This is a genomic window from Pseudophaeobacter flagellatus, assembly GCF_021228235.1.
GTDB classification, from domain to species: Bacteria; Pseudomonadota; Alphaproteobacteria; order Rhodobacterales; family Rhodobacteraceae; genus Pseudophaeobacter; species Pseudophaeobacter flagellatus.
In genome coordinates this window covers 300,982-327,340 of record NZ_JAJQRG010000003.1, presented here as the reverse complement: position 1 = coordinate 327,340, position 26,359 = coordinate 300,982, and the positions used below count along the sequence as shown (strand labels likewise).

The following is a 26,359-nucleotide window of genomic DNA, read 5'->3' as shown; positions in this document are numbered from 1 at the left end:
TTGTTTCAATTCAAATTTACATCGATTTTTCTATTATTCCCGCAAAGATTGCAGTAATTTTGGCGAAATATTTATACTTTTCCGGGGGAATTTTTATGTTGTGGATGGCTCTTTTGGGGATTGGTCTCGTTGCAGGCGTTGCCTTCATTATCGACGATGATGATGACGATAACACATCAAGCGATACTGACGACGGTTCGGACACCAGTGGCGGTGGAGATACTGGCGGCGGTGACACTGGCGGAACTGACACTGGCGGCGGCGATAGCATTGACCCTTTCACCGGTGCCAGCGGTGACGACGAAATTCTCGGAGACGAGGCTGACAATACCATTCTTGGCAAAAACGGCACCGATGATCTTGACGGTGGCGACGGCGATGACCGGGTCTTTGGCGATGGCGGCAATGACACCGTCCAGGGCGGCGCAGGCGATGACAGCGTCTTTGGCGGCCATGGCGACGATCTGGTCATGGGCAGCGAAGGCGACGACCAAAGTCGCGGTGGTCGTGACGATGACGTGCTGATTGATGCCACCGGCACTGACACATTGCTGGGCGATGGCGGCAATGACGTGATTGTCGCCAGCGGCACCATGGACGCCACTGCCGAGGCAGAGTTTCTGGCCAATCCAGAGCCTGACAACGGCATTGCCAACCTGCTCGACCAGCTGCAAATCGACTTTTCCGCCGATAGCGACACCGAAGGCGATCACGTCTTTGGCGGTTCTGGGGATGACACAGTCATCTTTGGTGTGAACGATACGGTCACCGGTGGTAGCGGCGCTGATACCCTGCTGACGGCCTCTTGGCTGGAAGGCGGTGACGCCGCAACGGTCACCGACTTCACCCCGGATGAAGATCGATTGATCTACGCCTATGATCCCGCTGACGGCGAGCCAGACCTGTCGATGGAGCTGGTAGAAAATGACGACGGAACCTCGGATGCAGTGATCTCGGCCAATGGTGCCGTGGTGATACGGGTTGAAGACCAGGATGACTCGTTTGATCTGGCCGAACATCTGCTGCTGGTAAACGGCATCCGCAGCGCGTAACCCGCGTTGGGTTTGCCCTGAAGGCGCCAAGACTTCGGATTTGCCCGTGCCGGACCTGCCAGTCCGGTGCGGGCTTTTCTGTTTACAGCGGGCCATGAAAAAACCGGCAGGATCCCCCCGCGGGTTTCTTGTCGCATTTCTCGTCCCTTGGTCGCGCCCCGGATTGCAGTGCCCCCCTAGAGCTTGCCGCCTTCATGTGCCTTCACGCGACTCGCCTGCCTATTTGATTTCGCAAGTTCGAGATGCGCTAGACCGGTCGCCGGTCTTGCGCAATCTGTTCTAGCGCCCTTCAAACTTAGCCGGGCGTTTTTCCAGAAAGGCTGTAACACCTTCGTTGAAATCGCGCGTCTTGCCGCATTCGCCCTGCAGATGTGCCTCTTCCGACAGCTGTTCAGACAGAGAATTACCATAGCTGTCCCGGATCGCCGTTTTGATGGCGCCAAAGGCCTTGGTAGGGCCATTGGCCAGATAGGCTGCGCGGGCGCGCCAATGGGCGTCAAAATCCTTGTCTGGGATGGCTTCCCAGATCATGCCCCAATCGCTGGCCTGTTTGGCAGAGATCTTATCGGCAAACAGTGCCGCGCCCATGGCCTTGGCCAGACCCATCTGGCGTGGCAGGAACCAGGTGCCCCCTGCATCGGGCATCAGGCCGATCCGCGCAAAAGCCTGCAAGAAATAAGCGCTCTCTGTGGCGATGACCACATCCGCTGCCAGTGCCAGATTGGCCCCGGCGCCGGCCACCGGACCGTTGATCACCGACAGGGTGGGCACCGGGCAATCGTAGATCGCTTCCAACATCGGGGTATATTCGTCGCGCAGGGTGCGCTCCAGATCCAGATCGCTATTGCCAGAGGCATCGCTCAGATCCTGACCCGAGCAAAAGGCGGTGCCAGCCCCGGTCAGAACGATGGCGCGGGCCTCCTCGGCGGCGCGCTTCATCGCATGGGTAATTTCGGCCCGCATCTGGCCGGTCAGGGCGTTCATCTTAGTCGGACGGTTCAGCGTGACAATTGCCAGACCATCGCCAAGCCGGTAGAGAATTTCCTTGTAGTCCATCACAGCCTCATTTTTATGCAGTTGGTCTCAGGTCCCAGCTGGCCATTCTGGCCATAACCCTGCCGCAATGCGCAGGAACCGCAAGCCCGGACATGGCGTCACAAGAACCAGTTTTATTGCTCTAGAATTTTATCTAGGCGGGCCTGCTCTTCGTCATTCAGGCCAGTCTCACCCTCTGCCCCGGCATCCCGGCCACGGGCGCGCATGTAGCCCCCCGCCATCGCCAAAGCCAGTAGCAGCATCAAAGGCCCCGCCGCCCAAAGCAGCCAGTTGGCCCCGGTGGTGGTGGGCCGCAGCAGGACATATTCGCCGTAGCGATCCACCACAAAATTGATCACCTCTGTGTTGCTGTCACCTGCCACCAAGCGCTCACGCACCAAAATGCGCAGATCGCGGGCCAGCTCAGCGTTGGATTCATCAATATTTTCATTGCGGCAGACCAGGCAGCGCAGATCCTGCGAGAGATCACGGGCGCGCTCTTCCAGCACAGGATCGCTCAGCACCTCATCCGGTTGCACCGCAGCCGAGAATGTCGGCAGCAAGGCGATACACGCGGCCAGCACCATAGTCAGCGTCAGGGCGGAGAAATAGGGTTTTAAACCGGTCATTCCGCTGCCACCCCTGTTGATTTGACGGTTCCCGCCTGCCCTCTGCCAGCGCCCGCGGCCACGCGGAACCGTCGATCGCTCAGGCTGAGCAAGCCGCCAAGCGCCATCAGCAGACAGCCGCCCCAGATCCAGTTGGCCAGGGGTTTGATATAGGTCCGTACGGTCCAGCCGCCATTGTCCTGCTGATCGCCGATCACCACGTAAAGATCACGCAGCAGGCGGTAATCGATGGCAGCCTCGGTCGTGGGCATCTTGGCAACGGGATAGTCACGTTTTTCAGGATAGAGCACCGCAACATCCTTGCCAGAACTGCGCACCGAAACCGTGCCCATGGTAGTAAAGTAGTTCGGGCCACGCGCCCGCTCGACCGAGTCGAGCGTCAAGCTATAGGCCCCAACCGTAAAGGGCTGGCCAATCTGCGCCACGCGAATGTCTTCCTGTTCCCAGGCGGTCAGCCCGGCGATGGCAAAGATGGTGACGCCAAGCCCCGCATGGGCTGTGGCCTTGCCCCAGTCAGCCCGTGGCAGGCGCGACAAGCGCCCCAGGCTGCCCGTGCGGCCCCACAGATCCACCGCAGCACCAAAGACCACCCAGGCCCCGACAAACAGCCCGATCGGCCCAAGCCCCGAGCGCCCGGTCTGCATCGCCCAGGCCAGCACCGCCAGCGCCAGCGCCAGCCCAAAGGCATAGCGCAGCTTATACAGGGTGCGACGCAGCTTGCCGCGTTTCCACGGCATCATCGCCCCAATCGGCAAGGCCGCCCCCAAAAGCACCATGAAGGGGGTAAAAGCAGCGTTGAAGAAGGGCGGACCAACCGACAGCTTCCGGTCAAAGGCCATCTCGGCCACGATCGGCCAAAGGGTACCAAAGAAAACCACAAAGCACCCCACAGCCAGCAAGATGTTATTGGTCACCAGCGCCCCTTCGCGGCTGACCAGCCCAAAGACGCCACGCGCCTGCATCGACTGGGCCCGGGCTGCAAACAGGGTCAGTGCCCCGCCGGTAAAGAAGGCAAGGATGATCAGAATGAAAATCCCGCGCTCGGAATCATTGGCAAAGGCATGTACCGAGGTCAAAAGGCCGGAGCGCACGATAAAGGTGCCAATCAGCGAAAAGCCAAAGGCAAGGATGGCCAGAAGGATCGTCCAGCTCTTCAGGGCTTCGCGCTTTTCCACCACGATGGCAGAGTGCAACAACGCCGCCGCCAGCAGCCAGGGCATGAAAGAGGCGTTTTCAACCGGATCCCAGAACCAGAAACCGCCCCAGCCCAATTCATAATAGGCCCACCAGCTGCCAAGTGCGATGCCGATGGTCAAAAAAATCCAGGCTGCCAGGGTCCATGGGCGCACCCAGCGCGCCCAGGCCGCATCCACCCGGCCTTCGATCAGGGCGGCTACGGCAAAGGAAAAGGCCATCGAAAGCCCGACATAACCTAGGTAAAGAAAGGGCGGATGAAAGGCGAGACCGGGGTCCTGCAACAGCGGGTTCAGATCCTGGCCATCAAAGGGCGCCACCGACAGGCGCAAGAAGGGGTTGGATGTGAACAGAATAAAGGCAAAGAACGCCACCCCGATCGAGGCCTGAACCGCCAGAACCCGCGCCTTCAGGGTCTGCGGCAGCCCATTGCCAAAGACCGAGGCCAAGGCACCAAACAGGGCAACGATCAACACCCAGAGCAGCATGGAGCCTTCGTGGTTCCCCCAGGTTCCGGAAATTTTATACAGCATCGGCTTGGCCGAATGGCTGTTCAAGGTCACCAGCCGCAGCGAAAAATCAGAGGTGACAAAGGCCCAGACCAGCGCGCCAAAGGCAAAGGCGGTGAAAAAGAACTGCGCCTGTGCGGCCGGTTCGGCCACGGCCATCCAGCCCGGCCAGCGTTTCTGGGCACCTATCAGCGGCACCACCATCTGCACGATGGCAATCATGAAGGCGAGGATAAGGGCGAAATGTCCGAGCTCTGTAATCATGTCTTTGTCTATAGTCCTAAGCCAGCAGGAGGCAAATGGAAAACCCCGCGTCCCGCCGCCGCAGGCAATCGCAATTGGGTCATGTCTTGTACCAGAATCCCCGCCCCTGCACCGGTGGCACAGTGGCGGGGGGATGCGCGCTCATCTCTCTGCGCAGATCAGCTTTCTGGCTCTTGGTAGACGCCCTGTTCCTTTAGCGCATCCACCACTTCTTTCGGCATGTAGGTTTCGTCGTGTTTCGCAAGTATTTCAGAGGCTTCGAAGACACCGTTTACCAGGCTTCCGGTGCCGACCATGCCCTGGTTTTCTGCAAACAGATCCGGCAGAACCCCGGTAAAGGTCACCGGAACCGTGGCACCGCCATCGGTCACGGAAAAGCGCACCACTTCGCCCTGACCGCGTATCAGGCTGCCGTCCTCAACCAAGCCACCAATGCGAAAAACCTCGCTCGCCGGGGGCGGCGCTTCCACCACCTGGCTGGGAGAGCGGAAATAGTTGATGCCGTCTTTCAGTGCAGTCCCAATCGCAACGGTGGCAACCACCAAGGCAACCACTGCCAGGGCGATCACCTGAATACGACGTTGTTTTTTTAGGTTTTTCATCTGCACAACTTTCGCTTGCGATCAGGGGAAGAGCGGCGCCATCATCAGCCCGGCTGTTTCCTCTTCACCTAACATCAGATTGGCATTCTGCAAGGCCTGGCCGCTGCTACCTTTTGTCAGGTTATCCAGCGCGGCAAAGACAATTGCGCGCCCCTCTAGGCGATCCGCAGCGACCCCGATATGGCAAAAGTTGGACCCCCGCACGTGATGCGTGCTGGGGGCTTCGCCATAGGGCAGCACCTCGATAAAGGGTTCATCCCCGTAGGCCGCCGCTAGGGCCTTATGGATCGCCCGCGCGTCGCCTTTCACATAGGTGGTCGCCAGAATGCCGCGATTGACCGGCACCAGGTGCGGGGTGAACTGCACCTTGACGGGGCGTCCGGCAAGGGCCGAAAATTCCTGATCAAACTCTCCCAGATGCCGATGGGTGCCGCCAATGGCATAGGCGTTATAGCCCTCGCTCAGCTCGGCATGCAGCAGATTTTCCTTGAGCGCCCGCCCGGCCCCAGAGACGGCGCATTTCAGATCCAGAATGATATCGTCCAGATCGATCAACCCCGCCGTGATCAGTGGCCGCAGCGCAAACTGGCCAGTGGCCGCGTTGCAGCCGGTACCAGCAACCAGACGTGCGGTTTTGATCTCTTCGCGGTAAAATTCACTGAGACCATAGACCGCCTCTTTTTGCTGCGCGAGGGCGCTGTGCGGGTTGCCATACCACTTTTCATATTCAGCAGGATCCCGCAGCCGGAAATCCGCTGACAGATCAACGATCTTCAGCGTGTCTGGCAGGGCGGCGATCACTTCCTGGCTGGTCTTATGCGGCAGGGCACAGAAACACAGATCAATCTCGGTAAAGTCAATTTCGCTGATTTTACACAGCACTGGCAGGTCAATGTGACGCAGATGCGGAAAGACCTCTGCCATGGTCAGCCCGGCCTTACGTTCGGCAGAAAGGGCCGCGATTTCGATATTGGGGTGATTTTCAATCAGCCGGACCAGCTCTGCGCCCGTGTAGCCGCTGGCGCCAAGAATTGCCACTTTATGGGTCATGTCGGACCTCGTCTTGATATGTTGGTGGGTCAGTCCCAGCCGAATAGCGGCGAGACAAAAGGAAATAACGTGATCTGTCGTTGTTCTGGATCATACTCTCGCGAGACTAGGCCAAGCTGACCTGCGATTGTATCCCCAAACAGACAGCCCGAAGTATCAGGCAGCTTGAAAAGAGATCTTTCGTCGCAAAAACTGCGTTGCGCGGTCACTGACACGACCAGGATTACCGGTGGTGTAATAACCGCCCGCGCCCGACCCCTGCATATGCGGGTGACGCTGCAGATAGTCTGCCAGACTTTCGGCCACCAGATCGCCTTGACTAAAGACCTTTACCCCGGCGCCCAAGGCATCTTGGAAACATGATTCCAGCAGGGGGTAATGGGTGCATCCCAAAATGGCCGCCTGCGGTTCGGGCATCTTGCGCTTCAAGGCCTCGACATGGCTGCGCACCAGGGCTTCGGCCAGGATCATATCGCCATCTTCAATGGCATCAACAATGCCACCGCAGGCCTGGGCCTCGACGTCGACGCCAATGGCGCGAAAGGCCAGTTCACGCTGGAAGGCGCGGCTGGAAACCGTTGCAGGCGTTGCAAAAAGCGCGACATGTTTTACGGCAACTTCACGCGGCGGGCTATTGTCACCCCACTGCCGTTCGGTCATCGCCTCGATCAAGGGGACAAAGACGCCAAGCACCCGCTTGCCGGCGGGCAGGCCCTCTTCCTGCATCCGCCGCAGCGCCGCCGCCGAGGCGGTGTTGCAGGCCAGAATGACCAGATCGCAGCCCTTGGACCACATATCCTGTACTGCGGATTTGGTCAGCTGATAGATGTCTTCCGCGTCGCGCACACCATAGGGTGCCCGCGCACTGTCTGCGTAATACAGAAAATCCACGTCCGGCAGACGGGATTGGGCGGCTTTCAGGACGGTCAGCCCGCCGAGGCCGGAATCAAAGATACCAACAGCCATGGTCTCACTTTCAGGCCCGTATTTCAGGCGCGATGCTTTTCCTCGAACTCAAACCCATAGTCATAGGATTTGAGTGGTTTCGGAGACAGCTCATACGTGGCTTTGCGCAGGAAATCCATCATTCCTTTTGTATCCCCCACCAGAGGGTTCAATCTGTCGCGCCCGATCGGCGCACCAATGACAACTTTCACCGGGGTATCGACGCGATTTTTGAATTCCTTGATCAAAAGCCCCATGCGCAGGGTCGCATGCAAATGGCTGGCGATCTGAAACAGCCGCGAGGTATGACCGTCAAAATAGACCGGCACCACCACCGCGTCTGATTTGGCCACCATCCGCGCGGTAAAGCCGCGCCAGCCCGGATCCATCGGATGGGCAAAGGGGTGCACCCCGGTTGAAACGGTCCCGCCGGGAAAGATCCCGATGGCACCGCCCTGCCCCAGATAGGTAAGCGCAGTCTTGCGGGTCTGTATGTTCAAGCGCAAAGCCTCTTTACTGGCGGCAAAGGAGATCGGCAGCACCGCCCGATCCAGATCACTGGCCTTGCGAAACACCTGATGCGCCAGAATGCGAAAATCACCGCGCGCGTCGGCCAGGATCTTACCCATCATTAACCCATCAAGGATACCATAGGGGTGGTTGGCAATCAGGATCACCGGCTGATCCTTGGGGATATTGCTGACCGCGCCGCCAACCACATCCAGGCTCAGCCCATAGCGCGTTGCGATGACGCTCCAGAAATCCGCGCCAGCCTGCAACTCCTGCTCGTAGCCTTTGGCGCGCTTGATCAACTGCAGGCGGCCGGTGGTGTTTTCCATCAGGCGGATAACCGCCCGCCCAGCCAGGCTTTCAGCGGAATGGGCATAGGAAATCTCCCGCGCGATCTGGTGCGGCTTGCTGGAGGCGCCGCCTGGCACTTCAACGGAGATTGCGGCACTGTCAGGGCGGGTCATGGGCTGCCTCATTGCTGCGGCAGGGGTTCACCTGCCCCCTACACTTCGCAGCGAGGGGTAACAGGGACATGACAAAATGGCGACAGGGCATTCATACTTGCGAATTTTTCCTGGAACGGGCCTAGGAGCACGCCGCAAAGAAGCGCCAAGAAACCTGGCGCTTCCGTTTATTTACAACAATCTACCGAGTGGATCGAAGGTTATTCAGCGGCATTTTTCGCCGGGGTTCCAGCTTGGCTGAGCGCAATCAACAGCTCCTCACGCCGCTTGGCTGCCTTGGCTTCGCTTTCCAGTTTAACCGGGCCAAACCCACGGATTTGCAAGGGCAGCTCTGCCAGGGCAATCAGCGCATCACGCGTGTCTGCGTTCAGCCGGGGCAGCCAGGCCTTCATATCCGCCTCATACTGCTTGATCAAAGCACGCTCCATCTTGCGTTCTACGGTATAGCCGAACAGATCCAACGGCGTACCACGCAGCGATTTCATCTTGGCCAGCAGACGCAACCAACGGGTCAGACCGGGGCCAAACTTGCGCTTTTGCGGACGGCCATTGACCAGCTTGCCGCCAAAGATTGGCGGTGCCAGATTGTAAGAGACCTTGAGATCGCCTTCAAACTCTGCCGCTACTTTTTCATGGCTCGAGAGCAACAGCCGGGCAACTTCATATTCATCCTTATAGGCCAGAAGTTTATGATAGCCCTTGGCGACGGCTTCTTTTAACGCGGGATCGGAAATACCCTCCAGCAGTTTGGCATAGCGCTTGGCCAGACCAGCCCCCTGATAGGCCACCAACTGCTCGCTGCGGAAGGAAATCTTATCCTCCAGCGTTTTTGGCATCTCGACCACATTTGACGGCTTGGAAATCCGCGCAGCCTCTACCGGGTCAACCACAGCCCAGCGACCGATCTCAAAGGCGCGCAGATTGCGATCGACGGCGGCTCCATTCAGGCTAATCGCCTCGGTGATGGCGTCATGGCTGACCGGGATCAGCCCCTGCTGCCAGGCCGCACCAAAGACCATCATATTTGAGAAAATAGAATCCCCCATGGTCGCGCGCGCCAATTCAGAGGCATCAAACAGCGCCAGATTATCCTGCAGCCGCGCTTGAAGAGCAACTTGCAAACGGTCTGTGGGCAACTGGAAATTAGTGTCACGGGTGAAATCACCGGTGATGATTTCATGGCTATTGACCACCCCGCCGGTACGGCCAGTTTTCATCAAACCAATGGTCTTGGCCCCGGCACTGACCACCAGATCACCGCCGATCAGCGCATCTGCCTCGCCGGTAGAGACCCGAATAGCGCTAATGTCTTCGGGGCGTTTCGCCAGACGGCAGTGGATATGCACCGCGCCACCCTTTTGGGCGAGCCCGGCCATTTCCATCATGCCGGCGCCTAGCCCGTCAATCTGCGCGGCCTGGGCCAGCACCGCACCAATGGTCACAACGCCAGTGCCACCAACCCCGGTGATCACCACATTATGGGTGCCATTGATTTCAGGCAGTTGGGGGTCAGGCAGGTTAGGCAGCTGCAAATCAGCGGTGGCTTCCTTGCGGATCTTGGCGCCCTCAACCGTTAAGAACGAGGGGCAAAACCCGTTGACGCAAGAGAAATCCTTGTTGCAAGAGCTTTGATCAATCGCCCGTTTGCGGCCCAGCTCTGTCTCTTTTGGCACAATCGAGACACAGTTGGACTGAATACCGCAATCGCCGCAACCTTCGCAGACATCCGGGTTGATAAAGACCCGCTGGTCCGGATCCGGGAACTGACCCCGCTTGCGCCGCCGGCGCTTTTCAGCGGCACATGTCTGGATGTAAATGATGGCCGAGACTCCCTCGACCTCCTCGAATTCTCTTTGGACATCCATCAGTTCGGCGCGTTCATGCATCCGCATGCCCGCCGGAAACAGCGCAGGATCAACGTCTTCTTTATCGTCATAGACCACCGCGATGGTCTTCATGCCCATGGCTTTCAGCTCGTGCGCAATCTGTTGCGCGGTTAGCCCGCCTTCGGTCTGCTGCCCCCCGGTCATGGCAACCGCATCATTATACAGGATTTTATAGGTGATATTGGTGCCCTCGGCGAGGGCAGCCCGAATGGCCTGAACGCCAGAGTGGTTGTAGGTGCCATCGCCAAGGTTCTGGAACACATGCTTCCGCTTGGAAAACGGCGCTTCGCCAATCCAGTTGGCGCCCTCGCCGCCCATATGGGTAAAGCCGGTGGTTTCGCGGTCCATCCACTGCACCATGAAGTGACAGCCTATGCCGGCATAGGCGCGGCTGCCTTCGGGCAATTTGGTCGACGAGTTATGCGGGCAACCCGAACAGAAATAGGGCAGACGCGCTGCAATTTCTTCGACGTTATCCGCACGTCTTGCATCATCCAGCGCCGCAAGCCCGGCCTTGATCGCCTCTGTGTCGCGGCCTTCTTCAACCAGAATACCGCCCAGCTTTTCCGCAATCATCATCGGATCAAGCGCATATTTGGTGGGGAACAGCTCTTCACGGTTTGCGGTGCCAACGCCGCCCTTGTACCAACCATAGACCCGCCGGCCACGACGATCATCAAAGATCGCCTCTTTGATCTGCACCTCGATCAGCTTGCGCTTTTCTTCGACAACCACAATCAAATCAAGACCTTCAGCCCAGGTGTTGAAGCCTTTCATATCCATTGGCCAGGTCTGGCCCACCTTGTAGGTGGTGATACCGAGACGTTCTGCCATGGTCTCGTCAATGTTCAGCAGCGACATGGCATGGACCAGATCCAGCCAGTTTTTACCCGCCGCCACAAAGCCGATCTTGGCGCCGGGTTTGCCCCAGACGCGTTTGTCCATCTTGTTGGCATGGCTAAAGGCTTCGGCCGCAAAGCGCTTGTAGTCAATGATCCGGTCCTCCTGCTGGAAGCGATCATCCGCCAGACGAATATTCAGCCCCCCTTCGGGCACGTCAAACTCTGGCCGGACAAGCTGCACCCGATCCGGATCGCCATCGACAACCGAAGTCACCTCGATGGTGTCCTTCATCGTCTTCAGGCCAACCCAAAGCCCGGAAAACCGGCTCAGTTCATAGCCATAGATGCCATAGTCCAGGATCTCCTGCACGCCAGCGGGGCTGACGATGGGCAGATAGCAATCCAGCAGCGACCATTCGGACTGGTGCAGCACGGTGGAGCTTTCGCCAGTGTGATCATCGCCCATGGCAACCAGCACACCGCCGTTTTTCGAACTGCCCGCCATATTCGCATGGCGGAAGGCATCGCCAGAGCGGTCAACCCCCGGCCCCTTGCCGTACCATAGACCAAAAACACCGTCATATTTGCCTTCGCCGCGAATCTCGGCCTGCTGCGCGCCCCACAGGGCGGTGACGGCAAGATCCTCGTTCAGACCATATTGAAAGGTGACATCGGCGCCTTTCAGGTGCTTTTCAGCCCGATTCATCTGTATGTCTACCGCCCCCAGAGGTGAACCACGGTACCCGGTCACCAGACCAGCAGTATTCAACCCCGCCGCCGTGTCACGCGCCTTTTGCATCAGCATCAGCCGCACGAGCGCCTGTGTGCCATTCAACATGACGGGCGATTTGCTCAGGTCAAATTTGTCATTGAGCGAGATCTTTTGCGTGCTCATCCGGGCCTCCCAACCATAAATTAGCTTGCAGTGCTTCACCCGATATTAGGTCATAATTATTGACCTGTATAGGCGGTTTTTCCATTTTCCCCTCGCGTTATCGCGGGAAATTGATAAACCCTTATGATTTCATATAGTCTGTTACAAACAGATCGAAAGAGGCGGATATGGATTGGGATAAGCTCAGAATTTTTCATGCGGTCGCCGATGCCGGCAGTCTGACCCATGCCGGCGACAAGTTGAACCTGTCCCAATCTGCGGTCAGCCGACAGGTGCGCGCGCTTGAAGAGAGCCTGAACGCCACGCTGTTTCACCGCCATGCGCGCGGCTTGATCCTCACGGAACAGGGTGAATTGCTGTTTGATGCCACCAAATCCATGTCGATGCGGCTAGAGGCGGCCTCGGCCCGGATACGCGACAGCGAGGAAGAGGTCTTTGGCGAGCTTCGCGTCACCACCACCTTTGGCTTTGGCACCCTCTGGCTGGCACCACGCCTGACCAAGCTGTTTGACAAATATCCCAACCTCAAAATCGATCTGATGCTAGAAGAGCGGGTGCTTGACCTGCCAATGCGCGAAGCCGATGTGGCGATCCGGATGAAAGAGCCAAGCCAGGCGGATCTGGTGCGCAAGCGTCTGATGACGGTGCAAATGCAGCTCTATGCCTCGCGCAACTACCTGGACCGCAACGGCACCCCACTGGTGCCAGAGGATATCAGCGCCCATCGCCTGATCTGCCAGAACCAACGTTCGGCGCAGGTGGGCCAGGCTGCAGTGCTGGTGCAGCGGCTGATGACGCATAATCCCGGCTCACTGCTGACAGTGAACAACTATTTTGGTGTCTTGCAGGGGGTCCTGCATGACCTGGGGATTGGTATCCTGCCCGACTATGTAACAGAGGATTTTCCTGATCTGGTCAAAGTGCTGCCCAATGACGACAATAATGGCGTGCCGGTCTATCTCGCCTACCCGGAAGAACTGCGTCATTCTCAACGGGTTTCCGCCTTCCGCGACTTCGTTCAAACAGAGATAATGGCGCACCGTAAACACATGAAAGAGCTAGGAAAAATCTGAATCCCGCAGCGGACGCAGCAAGCCATGCAATAAATGCATAGCGGAAATGTCCGTTAATGGAACTGAAAACTCTTGAAGGGTCAGCATCATAACCCTAAATGAAGCGCATGAAGACACCGGCATTTGCCAGTCTTCATACCTCCCTGTTGGACTTCGGCCGAGCTTAGTGCTCGGCCTTTTTTTTGGCCTCTTATCGGCAGGCCGGGCTTTGGCCCGTTATGATGGCTTTGCACAAGATCCCAGGCAACCGTCGCCCTATATGCTTGGCCCAAGATGTCCCTGCCCGGTGCATCCCGCAAGCGCTCTGGGGCGCTTTGCCCTCTGCGCTTCGTAAATGCCACATATTTGGGCGCCCCCATGCTGCGCCGCACAACAACCGGGCAGACCTGTACCGCGGGCACCGCAGATTTCGCCAGGCGCGCCTTGGCCCAGCCAGAGCCACCGCCACGGAGGCCTGCGCCATAAGAAACCCCCTTCCCCATTCGCCATGCATGCTCTAAAAGCCGCCTCAGTAGCACCATGGGGGGCCAAAACAGCGCCATGCAAGAACCAGCCATCACACCCGAACTGATCGCAAGCCACGGTTTGAACTCTGAAGAATACGACATGATCCTAGAGATCATCGGTCGCGAACCCAGCTTCACCGAGCTCGGCATCTTCTCGGCCATGTGGAATGAGCACTGCTCTTACAAATCCTCCAAGAAGTGGCTGCGCACCCTGCCCACGACTGGCCCACAGGTGATCTGCGGCCCCGGCGAAAACGCAGGCATCGTCGATATCGGTGATGGCGATGCGGTGGTCTTCAAGATGGAAAGCCATAACCACCCCTCTTATATCGAACCCTATCAAGGCGCGGCCACTGGCGTTGGTGGCATCCTGCGCGATGTCTTTACCATGGGCGCGCGCCCCATTGCCTCGATGAACTCGCTCTCCTTTGGTGAGCCCTCTCACCCCAAGACCCGTCAGCTGGTCAATGGTGTGGTTGAGGGCATTGGCGGCTATGGCAACTGCTTTGGCGTGCCCTGCGTCGGCGGTGAAGTCCGGTTCCACCCAGCCTATAACGGCAACTGCCTGGTCAATGCCTTTGCGGCTGGTCTGGCAAAAACTGATGCGATTTTCTACTCCGCCGCTTCCGGCGTTGGCATGCCCGTTGTCTATCTCGGCGCCAAGACTGGCCGCGACGGCGTTGGTGGCGCCACCATGGCCTCGGCTGAATTTGACGACACCATTGAAGAAAAGCGCCCCACCGTACAGGTCGGCGACCCCTTCACCGAAAAACGCCTGATGGAGGCCACGCTGGAGCTGATGCAAACCGGCGCGGTGATCTCGATCCAAGACATGGGCGCGGCAGGCCTGACCTGTTCTGCGGTGGAAATGGGTGACAAGGGCAAGCTGGGGATCAAGCTGAACCTCGAAGATGTCCCCCAGCGCGAAGAAAACATGACAGCCTACGAGATGATGCTCTCGGAGAGCCAGGAACGCATGTTGATGGTACTGAAACCAGAGCTCGAAGCGAACGCCCGCGCGGTGTTTGAAAAATGGGATCTGGATTTTGCCATTGTCGGTGAAACCATCGCAGAAGACCGCTTCCTGATCTTGCACAACGGCGAAGTAAAGGCTGATCTGGTGCTGTCGAAACTGGCCTCGACCGCGCCCGAATATGACCGCCCCTGGGTGGCCACCCCCGCCGCCGAGCCGCTGACTGATGCTGATGTCCCCACCATTGATCCCATTGATGGGCTGAAGGCACTGCTTGCCTCGCCCAACTATGGCGGCAAACAGTGGGTTTATGAACAATATGACACCACTGTCATGGGCGATACATCCCGCCGTCCCGGCACAGGGTCAGGCATCGTCCGGGTGCATGGCACCGAGAAAAGCCTCGCCTTCACCTCGGATGTGACGCCGCGCTACGTCAAGGCCAACCCGGTTGAAGGCGGCAAACAGGCGGTGGCCGAAGCCTATCGCAACCTGACAGCTGTAGGCGCCAAGCCTTTGGCAACAACCGACAACCTGAACTTTGGCAATCCCGAAAAGCCCGAAATCATGGGCCAGTTTGTCGGCGCGTTGCAGGGCATCGGCGAAGCGGTTGCCGCGCTGGATATGCCTATCGTGTCGGGCAATGTGTCGCTGTACAATGAAACCGACGGTCAGGGCATCCTGCCGACGCCGACGATTGGCGCCGTAGGCCTGATCGCCGCTGGTGAAGAGCCAATCACCGGCGAGGCCCGCGACGGCCATATCGCGTTGCTGATTGGTGAAACCCTTGGCCATCTGGGCCAGTCGGCGCTTCTGGCTGAGGTCTTCAACCGCGAAGATGGCGATGCCCCCGCCGTGGATCTGGACGCCGAGAAACGCAATGGTGAGTTCATCCGCGCCAACCGCGACCTGATCAAGGCCTGTACCGATCTGAGCGATGGCGGTCTGGCGCTGGCCGCGTTCGAACTGGCCGAAGAGGCCGGCGTTGGCGTTCATATCGACGCGGGCGATACCCCGACGCTGTTTGGCGAGGACCAGGCGCGCTATCTGGTGGCCTGCAACTTTGACCAGGCCGAGGGGCTGATGCTCGCGGCGGGCCAGGCAGGTGTCACCCTGACCACCGTGGGCAAATTCACCGGCGACAGCGTTAAAATCGGCGGCTCCGAGGCCCCACTGGCAGAGCTGAAAGAGATCTTCCGCAGCAGTTTTGCGGCCTCAGTGGCCTAAAGCCCGGATTTCACATCATTGAAAAGGCGCGCGAGGTTTGCGCGCCTTTTTTATGTCCGCCTTTGCGTTCACGCCTGCCGCCTTGCGGCCCGCCTGCGCGCGGCTCTTGTGGCTTGAGTGCTTGCACTGACCCCAAGGCCACCCTAAGTTTCACAACAAGACCCAATGCCAAGGACAGACCCAATGCCAATGCAAGCTCAAGAAATCGAAGACCTTCTGCGCCAGACCTTCCCGAACGCAGAGATTCAGGTCGCAGGCCAGGATGGTGTCCATATGTCTGCTATGGTGGTGGACGAGAGCTTTCGCGGCAAGAACCGCGTGCAGCAACAGCGCGCAGTTTATGCCGCCCTCAAGGGCAAGATGGATGGCTCCAACGGAGAGCTGCACGCCCTGGCCCTGACCACCAAGGCGCCTGAATGACGCTAACAGGATGGATCATCCTAGGCGCTTTTGCCGCCCTGATTGTTGCAGTGGTTGTGCACGACGCGTCGAAACCAAAGCGGCATCGTCCACTGGCTAAAAGGCAGCCAGGATTAGCCGCAACAAAGCACCCGAAAAAACCGGAGCTTGGCCTCGAAGCAGTCGACCATGAGCTGGTCGAGAAAGTTCAGAAGGAAAACAAGCGGCTCCAAGATTTGAATGGGCGGGGCATTCCGGGACTTAAAAGATGATCCAATTTGCGACCAACCATCTCGTTTGGATTGTTAGCGGATGCCTTCTGCTTTGGCCCGCTGTGGTGATGGGAGCCTTGTTGTTCTTAAAGCGCAAAGAAAAGCCGTCGAAAAAGCAAATGCCTTTTGTGCCTCTGGATGGTAACCACCCAGAACTTGAGGCAGAGCTGGAGCTGGAAAAGGAAGAGCGCATGACTGAGATGAATGTGCGAAATTTCAACAAATACTTGAACCGCTTCTAACCTCAATCACTTCGACAAAGGCCCGATTTGCGGGGCTTACTTTCCAAAAGCTTCTCCCCTATATCGAAACACACAGTGACCGGCAGCGACGACAGAAGGAAAAGACACATGAGCGACGCACAGACCCGCATCGACGAAACCGTAAAAGCCAATGACGTGGTGCTCTTCATGAAGGGCACAAAAGAAATGCCGCAATGTGGGTTTTCCTCCCGTGTGGCAGGCGTTTTGAACTATATCGGCGTGGACTATACCGATGTGAACGTGCTGGCCGACGAAGAAATTCGCGCCGGCATCAAGGAATATTCCGACTGGCCCACCATTCCGCAGCTTTACATCAAGGGCGAATTTGTTGGTGGCTGCGACATCATCACCGAAATGACACTATCTGGCGAATTGGACGGCATGTTTGCCGACAATGAAATCGCCTTTGACAAGGATGCCGCAGACAAGATCCGCGAAGCCAACGGCTAAGCCTAGTCGATCGGGCAAGATGCCCGGCGGTTGCAGCTGCAACCATAAAACAAATAAGGCCCCTTCAGATCTGAACCTGAAGGGGCCTTATTAAATCTTGGCTGTATATTCTACCCTCTTGGCCACGCCGCATCGCACCAAAGGTAGGCCACCATTTTAGGTGGCCGCCGTTTTTTCATCCAGCTGCTGCGCAAGTGCCTCTGCCCGCGCTGCCAGTTCCGCTAGCGTTTCTGGCACCTGCGGTGGGATCACTGGCACCTCGATGCGCTCTGGCTCTGGTGGCGGCGTGTTTTTCAAGGCTTCCAGCTCTGCCATGCGTTCGGCCAGCTCTGCCTCAACCTCTTTGATCCGGTCCTCGACCGAGGCCGTCTTATCTGCCAGCATCAGCCCTGCCATCAGCAGCATACGTGCCTCTGGCATCCGGCCAATCTGATCCGACAGAACCTGGGCCTCGTCATCCAGCATCTTGGCGGCAGAGTGCAGATAGCTTTCCTCTCCCAGCTGGCAGGAGACTTCAAAGCCACGTCCGCCGATATGAATGGTGATTTCCGGCATCAGACTTCCTCTCCTTCCGGCAGATGTTGCGCCGAAGCCAAAAGCGGCTCCAGCTTGGCCAGGACTGCATTGACCTGGGCCTGATCTCTGGCCTGGGCGACGCGCAAGCTTTCGTTTTCTGCGTTCAACACCGCGTTGGCACTGCGCAACTCTTGCAGCTCGCCACTGTCCTGCGCGGGCGCTGCGGCAGCTTGCTGCGCCAGCTGATCTTTCAGGGCAGAGATCTCCGCCTCAAGAGCGGCCTGATCCACCGCCGTACCAAGATCACCATCACCTGCATCGGAAAGCTCTGAAATCTGCAGCTTAAGATCTTGATTTTGCTCGGCAAGCTCAGAAAGCTGGACCTCCAGCGCCTCTTTCTCGGCAGCCAGCCCATTGCCCGCGCTTTCCAGCGCGGCCCGCAGCCGCAGAACCTCTTGCTTGAGCGCATCCTTTTCATCGGTATTGCCGACTTCGTTGCGCAACAACTCCAGCTCTGCCTGCAGTGCTTCCATATCGCCGGGGTCGGGGGCATCCGCCGCAGCGGGTGCCGCCTGCTCCAGCTCTTGCAGCCGGGCATGCAGGACCTTGACCCGCTCTTCCAGCTGGGCATTTACGGTCTTCTCTTCATCCAGCGCCTGTTCAAGAACAGAGGTATCCGCTGCAAGCTTGGCCTCTTCCTTGGCCGCGGCATGCGCCTGTTCCAGCCTGCCAACACCAGAGCCGATCCGCTCCATCGCGGCCAGAATGCGCCCCTGCAACTCTTCGATCTGCGTCATGCCTGTCCCTCACCCCTCATCCGTACTGCCCTTATCACTATTGCTGGCGACGCTTGCCAGCCACATTCTTCCAGCTTTGGCCCCGCAGGTCCGAACTGTTTAGTGCCAGACCATAACGAATCGCTTTGCGCTGTCCAGATTGGCAGCAGCTTAACGGAAGCAGGAGTAAAACACCCCCCCATTGCTTTCAAGCACTTGCGGCGCTGACTTCGCGCGACAGGCAGGGAATGGCGCAGAAAGCTTGATCTTTGGGCTGTCACTGTTATTGAGCGGCAGACCAGCCTGGTAACCCAAAGGAAGACTTCAGTGGACCTGACAGCCCTGCGCACCGCCAACCCCGATCATTGGAACAAGGCTGCGGCCATCCGTGCCCTTGCACTTGACGCCGTCGCCGCCGCCAATTCCGGCCACACAGGCATGCCCATCGGTATGGCCGATGTTGCCACCGTTCTGTTTGAAAAGCATCTGAAGTTTGATGTCGCCGCACCACAGTGGCCAGACCGCGACCGCTTTATCCTATCGGCGGGCCACGGCTCTATGCTGATCTATTCTCTGCTGTATCTGTGTGGCGACAAACAGGTCACCCTGGATCAGATCAAGAATTTCCGCCAGATGGGCGCGCTGACTGCGGGCCATCCAGAAAATTTCCTGCTGGATGCGGTTGAAACCACCACCGGCCCGCTGGGTCAGGGCATTGCAAACGCCGTTGGTTTTGCCATGGCCGAAGAAATGCAGCGCGCCCAGTATGGTCGCAAAATTGTCGATCACCACACCTATGTCATCGCTGGCGATGGCTGCCTGATGGAAGGCATCAGCCAAGAAGCCATCGGCCTGGCCGGGCGTCATTCGCTGGGCAAGCTGATTGTGCTGTGGGACAACAACAACATCACCATCGATGGCACGGTTGAGCTATCCGACCGCACCAACCAGGTTCAGCGCTTCCGCGCCTCTGGCTGGCAGGTGATTGAAATTGACGGCCATGATCCGCTCGCGATTGATGAGGCCCTGACCGCAGCCAAGAAATCGAAGAAACCTTCGATGATTGCCTGCAAGACCCATATCGCCCTGGGCCATGCCGCGCAGGATACCTCCAAAGGGCATGGCGCACTGACAGATGCCGATCAGATGGCCGCCGCCAAGGCCGCATATGGTTGGACATCCGGCCCGTTTGAAGTGCCTGCAGATCTCAAATCCCAGTGGGAAGCAATCGGCAGCCGTGGTGCGACAGATCGCGCCGCCTGGGAGACCCGCTTTGCCGAGGTCTCGCAGCAAAAACAGGATCGCTTTAACCGCGCCTATGCGCTGGAAACCCCCAGAAAGCTGTCCGCCACCATCAAGGCGCTGAAAAAGCAGGTTTCTGAAACCCAGCCCAAGGTCGCCACCCGCAAGGCCTCTGAAATGGCGCTGGAGGTGATCAACCCGATCATGCACGAAACTGTTGGTGGCTCGGCCGATCTGACCGGCTCCAACAACACCAAAACCGGCGATCTCGGGATGTTCGACACCGACAACCGCAAGGGTCGCTATGTCTACTGGGGCATTCGTGAACACGGCATGGCCTCGGCGATGAACGGCATGGTGCTGCACGGCGGTATCCGCGCCTATGGCGGCACCTTCTTCTGCTTTACCGACTATGCCCGCCCCGCCATGCGTCTAGCGGCCCTGATGAAGATCCCGACGGTCTTCGTCATGACCCACGACAGCATCGGCGTTGGCGAAGATGGCCCGACCCACCAGCCGGTAGAGCATCTGGCAATCTGCCGCGCGACGCCCAACACCTATGTGTTCCGCCCCGCAGATGCGGTTGAAGCAGCCGAAGCCTGGGAAGTGGCCCTCACCGAGAAGAACACCCCTTCGGTGATGACCCTGACCCGTCAGAACCTGCCCACGCTACGAGTCGAGCACAAGCTGAACAACCTCACTGCCAAGGGGGCCTATGTGCTGGCCGAGGCGGAAGGCAAGCGTGAGGCGATCCTGATCGCCACCGGTTCCGAGGTGTCACTGGCGATGGAGGCCAAGGCCAAGCTGGAAGCAGAAGGCATCGGCACCCGCGTGGTTTCCATGCCCTGTATGGAACTGTTTGCCCAGCAGGACGAAGCCTACCGCCGCAAGGTGCTGCCCGCTGGCCCCGTGCGTGTCGGCATAGAAGCCGCCATGCGTGCCGGCGGCTGGGATCGCTGGCTGATGGGTGAGCGCGGCCAGGACAAAAAGGCCGGTTTCATCGGCATGGACCGTTTCGGCGCATCTGCCCCGGCAGGTGAGCTGTTCGAAAAATTCGGCATCACCGCCGAGGCCACCGTGACCAAGGTAAAAGACCTGCTGGGTTAAGCCTGTCACATGTGAACGTAAAAAGGGCACCTTACGGGTGCCCTTTTTATTGGTGCCAACAATATATTGCGGCCAACAATCCGGCCTGCCACTGCTGCAGCCATGGTTTTAGACAGCCATCAGGTGTCGAATACCGCCTTCATCCGGTCAATGCTGAAATCCAACAGCCAATCGTAACGCGACCTATACAGCGACAACAGATCGGCCTTGCGTACCGCAGCCACATCCATGCCGCGATCATCGTAGGGATGCAGCACCAGGCCACGCTCAAAATCCACAAAATACATATCTGAAAAACAGGCGGGACGAATGTTCAGCTCGCACCCGAGCGCAAGCCACAGCAGCTCGCGCAACTGACCGCGCTCAGCGAGTTCAAGACAGTCCCAATGCCGGAATGAGTTTTCCTCGATTTCGTCCCCGCTGCACTGCGTTTCCTCCGGCGACAAAGCGCCAAGGTACTGAAAGTTTGAGCGCCGGATACCACACTCTTTATAAGGCTTTAGCCGCTTCTTTGCAGGTTTCTTTTTGCCATAACTCGACGACAGCAACCAAAGAGACGTGGTCTCTTTGAACAAGTCTGCGGCAACGGCATCGCACCGTTCAAAGGCCTGAATAAAGCGTTTGATCGCGCGTGAGGTAGGCACCGTTTCGCCGCCCAGTTCAAACCGCAGCGCATACTCGAAATCATGAAATAACGAATGAGGGAATTCAGCACAGGTGAACGGGTGATCATATGGCATTACTGTATCGGTCAAGGGGCGGTCCCATACGGGCAAGGCAGCAACGGGGGGCTGCCCCTTTTTCAATGCTCAGGCGCGCTTTTGGAAAACATCCCGATCACCGGCCCGATCACTTTGGTCGCCACGGGGATCAGCACCAGACCCCAGGCGACGCCAAAGATACCGTCCATGGTGGCCTTGGCAGACCATTCGACAAAACCTGTCCAAGCCGCAGGCACCATATGGCCCACAGCATAGGCAAGATCATGGATGTGATGGCCCAGCCAGCCAAAGCCCAGAACCTCTAGCCCGTGGATGATGATGGATCCACCAACCCAAAGCATCGCCGCCGTACCTACAACCGAAAGGAGCCACATCAGAACCGGCATGAATTTTACCAGCCCGCGCCCCAATCCGCGCCCAATAGGGGTTGGGGCATGTTTGGCCAGGAAAAGGCCGACGTCGTCCATCTTTACAATCAGTGCAACAGAGCCATACACCGCAACCGTCACGCCAATGCCGACAATCGCCAGCGTCGCCGCCTGCATCCAGACATTTGGCACCTCAATCGCGGCCAGGGCAATGGTCATGATCTCTGCTGACAGGATAAAGTCGGTCTTGATCGCTCCCTTGATCTTCTGTTCTTCCAGATGGCCCGGATCCTTGATGCTCATATCCTGCTCAATCTCATGGCTGGCATGGGGAAAGAACACATGGAAAATCTTTTCCGCGCCCTCAAAGCACAGGTAGCTGCCCCCCAACATCAAGAGAGGCGTGATGAGCCAAGGGGCAAAATTCGCCAAGAGCATCGCAACCGGCAGCAACAGGATGACCTTGTTGAACAACGATCCACGGGTGATGCGCCAGATGATCGGCAATTCGCGCGCCGGGGCAAAGCCCTGGACATATTTTGGCGTTACAGCCGCATCGTCAATGATAACACCGGCAGTTTTGGCACCGGCCTTGCCCGCCGCCGCCGCCACATCATCCACCGAGGTCGCCGCCACCTTGGCAATCGCTGCCACATCATCCAGCAAAGCTAGCAATCCGCTCATGTCAAAAACCCTTATCCCCGGCGAAAATTTTCCCGCAACCTACCCTATCTGACCCGCAGAGCAAGCGTTAGCGCCATCGGTGCCGCAGGGGCAAATCCCGTTACCGCCACCGGTAAAAACCGTTAACGCCACCGGTCCAAGTTTGCGCTAACAGGCTGTATTTTCGCCGCTTTTCCCCCTTTTGAAGCAGCAAGATGAGGGCTATATGCGAGGTTAAGATTTGCTCGCCTGGAGAAATGCACATGACCATTAAAGTCGGGATCAACGGTTTTGGCCGCATCGGCCGCTGCACCCTGTCACATATCGCAGCCTCGGGCCGCGACGATATCGAAGTGGTCAAGGTGAACGCCACAGGCCCGCTGGAAACTGCGGCGCATCTCATCAAATATGACTCTGTGCATGGCCGCTTCCCCGGTGAGGTCACCCTGGGTGATGGCACCATGAACCTGGGCCGTGGCGACATGCAGATGTATTCCACCTACAACATGGAAGATCTGGACTGGTCCGGCTGTGACGTGGTTCTGGAATGCACCGGCAAATTCAACGACGGCGAAAAGGCCAAGGCGCATCTGCAGCGCGGCGCCAAAAAGGTACTGCTCTCGGCACCCGGTAAAAACGTCGACAAGACAATCGTCTTTGGCGTCAACGACGCCGAACTGCAGGCCAGCGACACGATGATCTCTAACGGGTCCTGCACCACCAACTGCTTGGCCCCTCTAGCCAAGGTGCTGGACGAAGCCTTTGGCATCGAGCACGGCATCATGACCACAATCCATGCCTATACCGGTGATCAACCCACCTTGGATCGCCGCCACAGCGATCTGTACCGCGCCCGTGCTGCCGCCATGTCAATAATCCCAACCTCCACCGGTGCCGCCAAGGCCCTGGGCGAGGTACTGCCGAATCTGAAGGGCCGCCTGGATGGGTCTGCAATGCGGGTCCCGACGCCAAATGTATCGGCCGTTGACCTGACCTTCCGTGCCAGCCGCGATGTGACAGCCGATCAGATCAACGCCGCCATGCAAGAAGCCGCCGTCGGACCGATGAAGGGTGTGCTGGGCTATGAGCCTGCGCCGCTTGTCTCGACCGACTTCAACCATTCGTCCGAAAGCTCTATCTTTGCCCCCGACCAAACCCGCGTGGTTGAAAACCGCATGGTGCGGGTGCTGGCCTGGTATGACAATGAATGGGGCTTTTCCGTGCGCATGGCCGATGTCGCCGTCGCCATGGGGCGCCTGGGCTAAGCCCCCTGCCCGACCGGGAAAAACAGACTTGGCCCACAGGTCACACTTGAGATTTACCGCCCGTTCAGGCATATCTGAGCGGGCGTTTTCTTTGGCGGGGCCCCATGACCAATAAAATTGCCATCTGGCTTGGCCTGATCCTCTGCGCCGTGATCCTTGCGGATCTGCTGCTCAACGATGGCATTGCACTGCTGTTTTTGGCAAGGAAGTTCTACGCCCTGTTGGACTGGGTGGCCTTCTGGCGCTGAACGCTGTGTTCGCCACCGCGCCCCAGCCTATTCCACGCTGACATATTCAACAGAAAAGCCAGCCCGGCGCCGACTATCGATGGCACAGGGCAGTACAGCCAGCTGATCTGGCCACTTGATACGGTCACGCCTGCGGCCAGTGGCAGCAGGCGTGTATTGGGGTTTAGGGCGTCAGGCTTTACCAAGCCGCTTGAGCAGCTCTTGCTGCACCAGCGGAGTGACAAAATTTGACACATCCCCATCCAGCCGGGCAATTTCCTTGACCAGCTTGGAGGCAATGGCCTGGTGCCGCGCTTCGGCCATCAGGAACACGGTCTCGACCGAGCTGTCGAGCACACGGTTCATACCAACCATCTGATATTCGTATTCAAAATCGGCAACCGCCCGCAGGCCACGCACAATGATCTGGGCCCCGACATCATGGGCGCAATTGATCAGCAGGTTTTCAAAGGGATGCACAACGATCTGCGTGCCAGTCTGCTCGCTCAGCTTGGTGCATTCCGCCTCCAGCATCGCCACCCGCTCTTCCAGCGAAAACAGTGGCCCCTTGTCGCGGTTGATGGCCACGCCAATAACCAGTTTATCAACCAGCGCGCTTGCCCGGCGGATAATGTCTATGTGACCCAAAGTGATGGGATCAAAGGTCCCTGGGTACAAGCCGATACGCATAGGTCTCTCCTGCCGTATTCTTGTTTCTATCTAAGCTCTTGTGCGGAGCAAACATCGGAACACCAAAGGATGCAAGAGGGGGAAAATACGCAAAGCCAAGTTCCCGCGCGTCATCTGGTCGCGACCAGACAAAGGTATATCACGGCCCAAGGAACCAGCCCGCACCGTCAGACAAAGGCACCAGCCCCGCCAGCCGGACAGGGCCAAACGGGGCGGTGCTGATGGCAGGGGTCAGTGCCCCATGATCATGCCTTCCAAGGCGTTCTTTTCCATGGCAATTTCAGCAAGCTGCGCCTTAACCACATCGCCCAGCGACACCAGGCCGATCATTTCACCATTCTCGACCACAGGCATGTGACGGAACCGTCCCTCTGTCATCTGCTGCAACAGATCCTCGACATTGGATTGCCTGGAACAGGTCACCAGCTTGGTGGTCATATAGTCGCTGACAGGCTTATCCAGACAGCCAGCGCCGTTTTGTCCCAGCTCGCGCACAATATCCCGCTCTGACAGGATGCCTTCGGCAGTTTTGCCATCCGCAGACACCACAACAGTGCCAATTCTCTTCTCAGACAACAGATTGGCCGCATCAGCCACAGAGGCATCCGGGGCAACGGTAACAACCGCGGCGCTCGCCTTGGACTTCAGAATCAATTGAACCAGCATATGCGCTCCTTCTGGTAATATTCTTGCGTATTACCAAGGGTTGCCGCAACGCCGCGTCAAGTCAAGGCCTCGAGCCTGGCAACCTCTTCGCGGATGCCCTTGGTTAGGGCCTGGGCAAACCGGTTGAGCCGCTCGCTGCGCTGGTCACCCTGGTGGCGCACCAGGTAAAAACTGCGGGTAAGGCTGATCTTATCGGTCAACACCTTGCGCAGCATACGATGGGCGGGCAATGAGAAATCATGCGCCACACAAAGCGCCGTCCCCTGCGCCGCCAGTTTGATCTGAACCGAAACGGAATTCGACGCCAGCGCCACCCGCTCGACGCCAAGGTTGCTCAGGTAGTCCAACTCCTGATCAAAAATCATATCCGGTATATAGCCAATCATCTTGTGACCCTTCAGGTCCTCTAGCTTTTTGATTGGCGGGTGTTTGCGCAGGTAATGATGTGATCCGACCATGTGCAATTTGTAATCCGTCAGCTTTTGCACCAAGAGCTGCCCAGCAGTGGGTGCGCTAACGGTGACGGCCATATCGGCCTCACGACGGCTGAGGTTGATCACCCGAGGCAGCGCCACGATCTGGATATCCAGATCCGGGTGCTCTTCGCAGATCTGGGCGCAGACCTGGGGCAGAATGTAATTGGCGCTGCCATCGGGCGCGCCAATACGGATCTGTCCCGACAGGGTGTCGCTGGGGCCGGTCAGCGCCTCGGCCCCGGCCCGCATCGCCTGTTCGGCGGCTTCAGCATGGATCAGCAGGCGATCCCCCGGCGCGCTCAGCGCATAGCCCTGCGGGGATTTCACGAACAAAGGGGTCTCTAGCGCCGCCTCAAAGCGGGAAATACGGCGACCCACCGTGGCCGGATCCATTTTCAAAATGCGCCCGGCGCCCGAAAGGCTTGCCTCGCGGGCAACAGCCAAAAACACCTTCATATCATCCCATTGAGCATCCATACACGTGATCCACTCTGCCTGCGAAGACGCCTTTTGCGCCCTTAACCATTTGCGTTCCTGCAAACCCTCTTTGAAATCTTTCCTCTTTTCCACCTCTTTTTGCAAGACTAAGCTTTACGCAACT

The 26,359-nt window shown here is 58.1% G+C and carries 25 protein-coding genes; 10 read left to right on the top strand and 15 right to left on the bottom strand.

Features of this window, described 5'->3' with window-relative positions; translation table 11 throughout:
* The first annotated feature begins 95 nt into the window (after positions 1 to 95).
* Positions 96 to 1,052, top strand: coding sequence for a calcium-binding protein (locus LRK71_RS07945; protein ID WP_232402448.1), 957 nt, complete (start codon positions 96 to 98; stop codon positions 1,050 to 1,052).
* A 279-nt stretch (positions 1,053 to 1,331) separates the two neighbouring features.
* Here LRK71_RS07945 and LRK71_RS07940 read toward each other — a convergent pair whose 3' ends face one another.
* From LRK71_RS07940 to LRK71_RS07905, 8 genes are all read right to left on the bottom strand, one after another.
* A complete protein-coding gene (locus tag LRK71_RS07940; RefSeq protein WP_232402446.1) occupies positions 1,332 to 2,108 on the bottom strand; it encodes an enoyl-CoA hydratase-related protein in 777 nt (258 codons plus the stop codon).
* 113 nt (positions 2,109 to 2,221) lie between these two features.
* On the bottom strand, positions 2,222 to 2,716 hold the full coding sequence (locus LRK71_RS07935) for a cytochrome c-type biogenesis protein (RefSeq protein ID WP_408635985.1): 495 nt from the start codon (positions 2,714 to 2,716) through the stop codon (positions 2,222 to 2,224).
* On the bottom strand, positions 2,713 to 4,683 hold the full coding sequence (locus LRK71_RS07930; protein WP_232402444.1) for a heme lyase CcmF/NrfE family subunit: 1,971 nt from the start codon (positions 4,681 to 4,683) through the stop codon (positions 2,713 to 2,715). The genes LRK71_RS07935 and LRK71_RS07930 overlap by 4 nt, the downstream gene beginning before the upstream one ends.
* Before the next feature lie 158 nt (positions 4,684 to 4,841).
* Positions 4,842 to 5,285: a cytochrome c maturation protein CcmE gene (gene ccmE, locus LRK71_RS07925; protein ID WP_232402442.1), complete on the bottom strand. Its 444-nt coding sequence runs from the start codon at positions 5,283 to 5,285 to the stop codon at positions 4,842 to 4,844.
* A gap of 21 nt (positions 5,286 to 5,306) precedes the next feature.
* Positions 5,307 to 6,335 carry an N-acetyl-gamma-glutamyl-phosphate reductase gene (gene argC, locus LRK71_RS07920; RefSeq protein WP_232402440.1) on the bottom strand — a complete coding sequence of 343 codons (1,029 nt, stop codon included), beginning with the start codon at positions 6,333 to 6,335 and terminating at the stop codon, positions 5,307 to 5,309.
* Positions 6,336 to 6,491: 156 nt separating this feature from the next.
* On the bottom strand, positions 6,492 to 7,301 hold the full coding sequence (gene murI, locus LRK71_RS07915) for a glutamate racemase (protein ID WP_232402438.1): 810 nt from the start codon (positions 7,299 to 7,301) through the stop codon (positions 6,492 to 6,494).
* A 23-nt stretch (positions 7,302 to 7,324) separates the two neighbouring features.
* On the bottom strand, positions 7,325 to 8,254 hold the full coding sequence (locus LRK71_RS07910; RefSeq protein WP_232402436.1) for a lysophospholipid acyltransferase family protein: 930 nt from the start codon (positions 8,252 to 8,254) through the stop codon (positions 7,325 to 7,327).
* A 200-nt stretch (positions 8,255 to 8,454) separates the two neighbouring features.
* Positions 8,455 to 11,877 carry an indolepyruvate ferredoxin oxidoreductase family protein gene (locus tag LRK71_RS07905; protein WP_232402433.1) on the bottom strand — a complete coding sequence of 1,141 codons (3,423 nt, stop codon included), beginning with the start codon at positions 11,875 to 11,877 and terminating at the stop codon, positions 8,455 to 8,457.
* Between the two features lie 167 nt (positions 11,878 to 12,044).
* Between LRK71_RS07905 and LRK71_RS07900 the strand changes: the two genes are divergently transcribed.
* The 6 genes from LRK71_RS07900 (at position 12,045) to grxD (ending at position 17,040) form a co-directional block, all read left to right on the top strand.
* A complete protein-coding gene (locus tag LRK71_RS07900; protein ID WP_232402431.1) occupies positions 12,045 to 12,950 on the top strand; it encodes a LysR family transcriptional regulator in 906 nt (301 codons plus the stop codon).
* 540 nt (positions 12,951 to 13,490) lie between these two features.
* Positions 13,491 to 15,656: a phosphoribosylformylglycinamidine synthase subunit PurL gene (purL, locus tag LRK71_RS07895; protein WP_232402429.1), complete on the top strand. Its 2,166-nt coding sequence runs from the start codon at positions 13,491 to 13,493 to the stop codon at positions 15,654 to 15,656.
* A 183-nt stretch (positions 15,657 to 15,839) separates the two neighbouring features.
* Entirely contained in the window at positions 15,840 to 16,076 is a 237-nt protein-coding gene (locus tag LRK71_RS07890; protein WP_232402427.1) for a BolA/IbaG family iron-sulfur metabolism protein, read from the top strand.
* On the top strand, positions 16,073 to 16,327 hold the full coding sequence (locus tag LRK71_RS07885) for a hypothetical protein (protein WP_232402425.1): 255 nt from the start codon (positions 16,073 to 16,075) through the stop codon (positions 16,325 to 16,327). The genes LRK71_RS07890 and LRK71_RS07885 overlap by 4 nt, the downstream gene beginning before the upstream one ends.
* The gene (locus tag LRK71_RS07880) at positions 16,324 to 16,569 is read left to right on the top strand and encodes a hypothetical protein (RefSeq protein ID WP_232402423.1); all 246 of its coding nucleotides are present in this window, start codon (positions 16,324 to 16,326) and stop codon (positions 16,567 to 16,569) included. The genes LRK71_RS07885 and LRK71_RS07880 overlap by 4 nt, the downstream gene beginning before the upstream one ends.
* A 108-nt stretch (positions 16,570 to 16,677) precedes the next feature.
* Positions 16,678 to 17,040, top strand: coding sequence for a Grx4 family monothiol glutaredoxin (grxD, locus tag LRK71_RS07875; RefSeq protein WP_232402420.1), 363 nt, complete (start codon positions 16,678 to 16,680; stop codon positions 17,038 to 17,040).
* Positions 17,041 to 17,196: 156 nt separating this feature from the next.
* Here the strand turns inward: grxD and LRK71_RS07870 are convergent, their stop codons facing one another.
* On the bottom strand, positions 17,197 to 17,595 hold the full coding sequence (locus LRK71_RS07870; RefSeq protein ID WP_232402418.1) for a cell division protein ZapA: 399 nt from the start codon (positions 17,593 to 17,595) through the stop codon (positions 17,197 to 17,199).
* On the bottom strand, positions 17,595 to 18,353 hold the full coding sequence (locus tag LRK71_RS07865; RefSeq protein WP_232402416.1) for a coiled-coil domain-containing protein: 759 nt from the start codon (positions 18,351 to 18,353) through the stop codon (positions 17,595 to 17,597). The genes LRK71_RS07870 and LRK71_RS07865 overlap by 1 nt, the downstream gene beginning before the upstream one ends.
* Before the next feature lie 306 nt (positions 18,354 to 18,659).
* Here LRK71_RS07865 and tkt point away from each other — a divergent pair, with 306 nt between their 5' ends.
* Positions 18,660 to 20,681, top strand: coding sequence for a transketolase (tkt, locus tag LRK71_RS07860; RefSeq protein ID WP_232402414.1), 2,022 nt, complete (start codon positions 18,660 to 18,662; stop codon positions 20,679 to 20,681).
* Between the two features lie 119 nt (positions 20,682 to 20,800).
* Here tkt and LRK71_RS07855 read toward each other — a convergent pair whose 3' ends face one another.
* Both LRK71_RS07855 and LRK71_RS07850 read right to left on the bottom strand, forming a co-directional pair.
* Positions 20,801 to 21,436: a DUF3885 domain-containing protein gene (locus LRK71_RS07855; RefSeq protein WP_232402411.1), complete on the bottom strand. Its 636-nt coding sequence runs from the start codon at positions 21,434 to 21,436 to the stop codon at positions 20,801 to 20,803.
* A gap of 47 nt (positions 21,437 to 21,483) precedes the next feature.
* Complete coding sequence (locus LRK71_RS07850; protein ID WP_232402409.1) at positions 21,484 to 22,455, bottom strand: DUF808 domain-containing protein; 972 nt, start codon at positions 22,453 to 22,455, stop codon at positions 21,484 to 21,486.
* Positions 22,456 to 22,697: 242 nt separating this feature from the next.
* Between LRK71_RS07850 and gap the strand changes: the two genes are divergently transcribed.
* Together gap and LRK71_RS07840 are read left to right on the top strand one after the other, a co-directional pair.
* Positions 22,698 to 23,699 carry a type I glyceraldehyde-3-phosphate dehydrogenase gene (gap, locus tag LRK71_RS07845; protein WP_232402407.1) on the top strand — a complete coding sequence of 334 codons (1,002 nt, stop codon included), beginning with the start codon at positions 22,698 to 22,700 and terminating at the stop codon, positions 23,697 to 23,699.
* Positions 23,700 to 23,803: 104 nt separating this feature from the next.
* The gene (locus LRK71_RS07840) at positions 23,804 to 23,947 is read left to right on the top strand and encodes a hypothetical protein (protein ID WP_232402406.1); all 144 of its coding nucleotides are present in this window, start codon (positions 23,804 to 23,806) and stop codon (positions 23,945 to 23,947) included.
* 171 nt (positions 23,948 to 24,118) lie between these two features.
* Here LRK71_RS07840 and coaD read toward each other — a convergent pair whose 3' ends face one another.
* The 3 genes from coaD to LRK71_RS07825 all read right to left on the bottom strand — a co-directional run bounded on the left by coaD (position 24,119) and on the right by LRK71_RS07825 (position 26,235).
* A complete protein-coding gene (coaD, locus tag LRK71_RS07835; protein WP_232402404.1) occupies positions 24,119 to 24,616 on the bottom strand; it encodes a pantetheine-phosphate adenylyltransferase in 498 nt (165 codons plus the stop codon).
* 231 nt (positions 24,617 to 24,847) lie between these two features.
* The gene (locus LRK71_RS07830) at positions 24,848 to 25,282 is read right to left on the bottom strand and encodes a CBS domain-containing protein (RefSeq protein ID WP_232402402.1); all 435 of its coding nucleotides are present in this window, start codon (positions 25,280 to 25,282) and stop codon (positions 24,848 to 24,850) included.
* A 56-nt stretch (positions 25,283 to 25,338) separates the two neighbouring features.
* Positions 25,339 to 26,235 (bottom strand): LysR family transcriptional regulator, encoded by an 897-nt coding sequence (locus tag LRK71_RS07825; RefSeq protein ID WP_232402400.1) that lies wholly within the window; start codon positions 26,233 to 26,235, stop codon positions 25,339 to 25,341.
* Positions 26,236 to 26,359 lie beyond the last annotated feature (124 nt).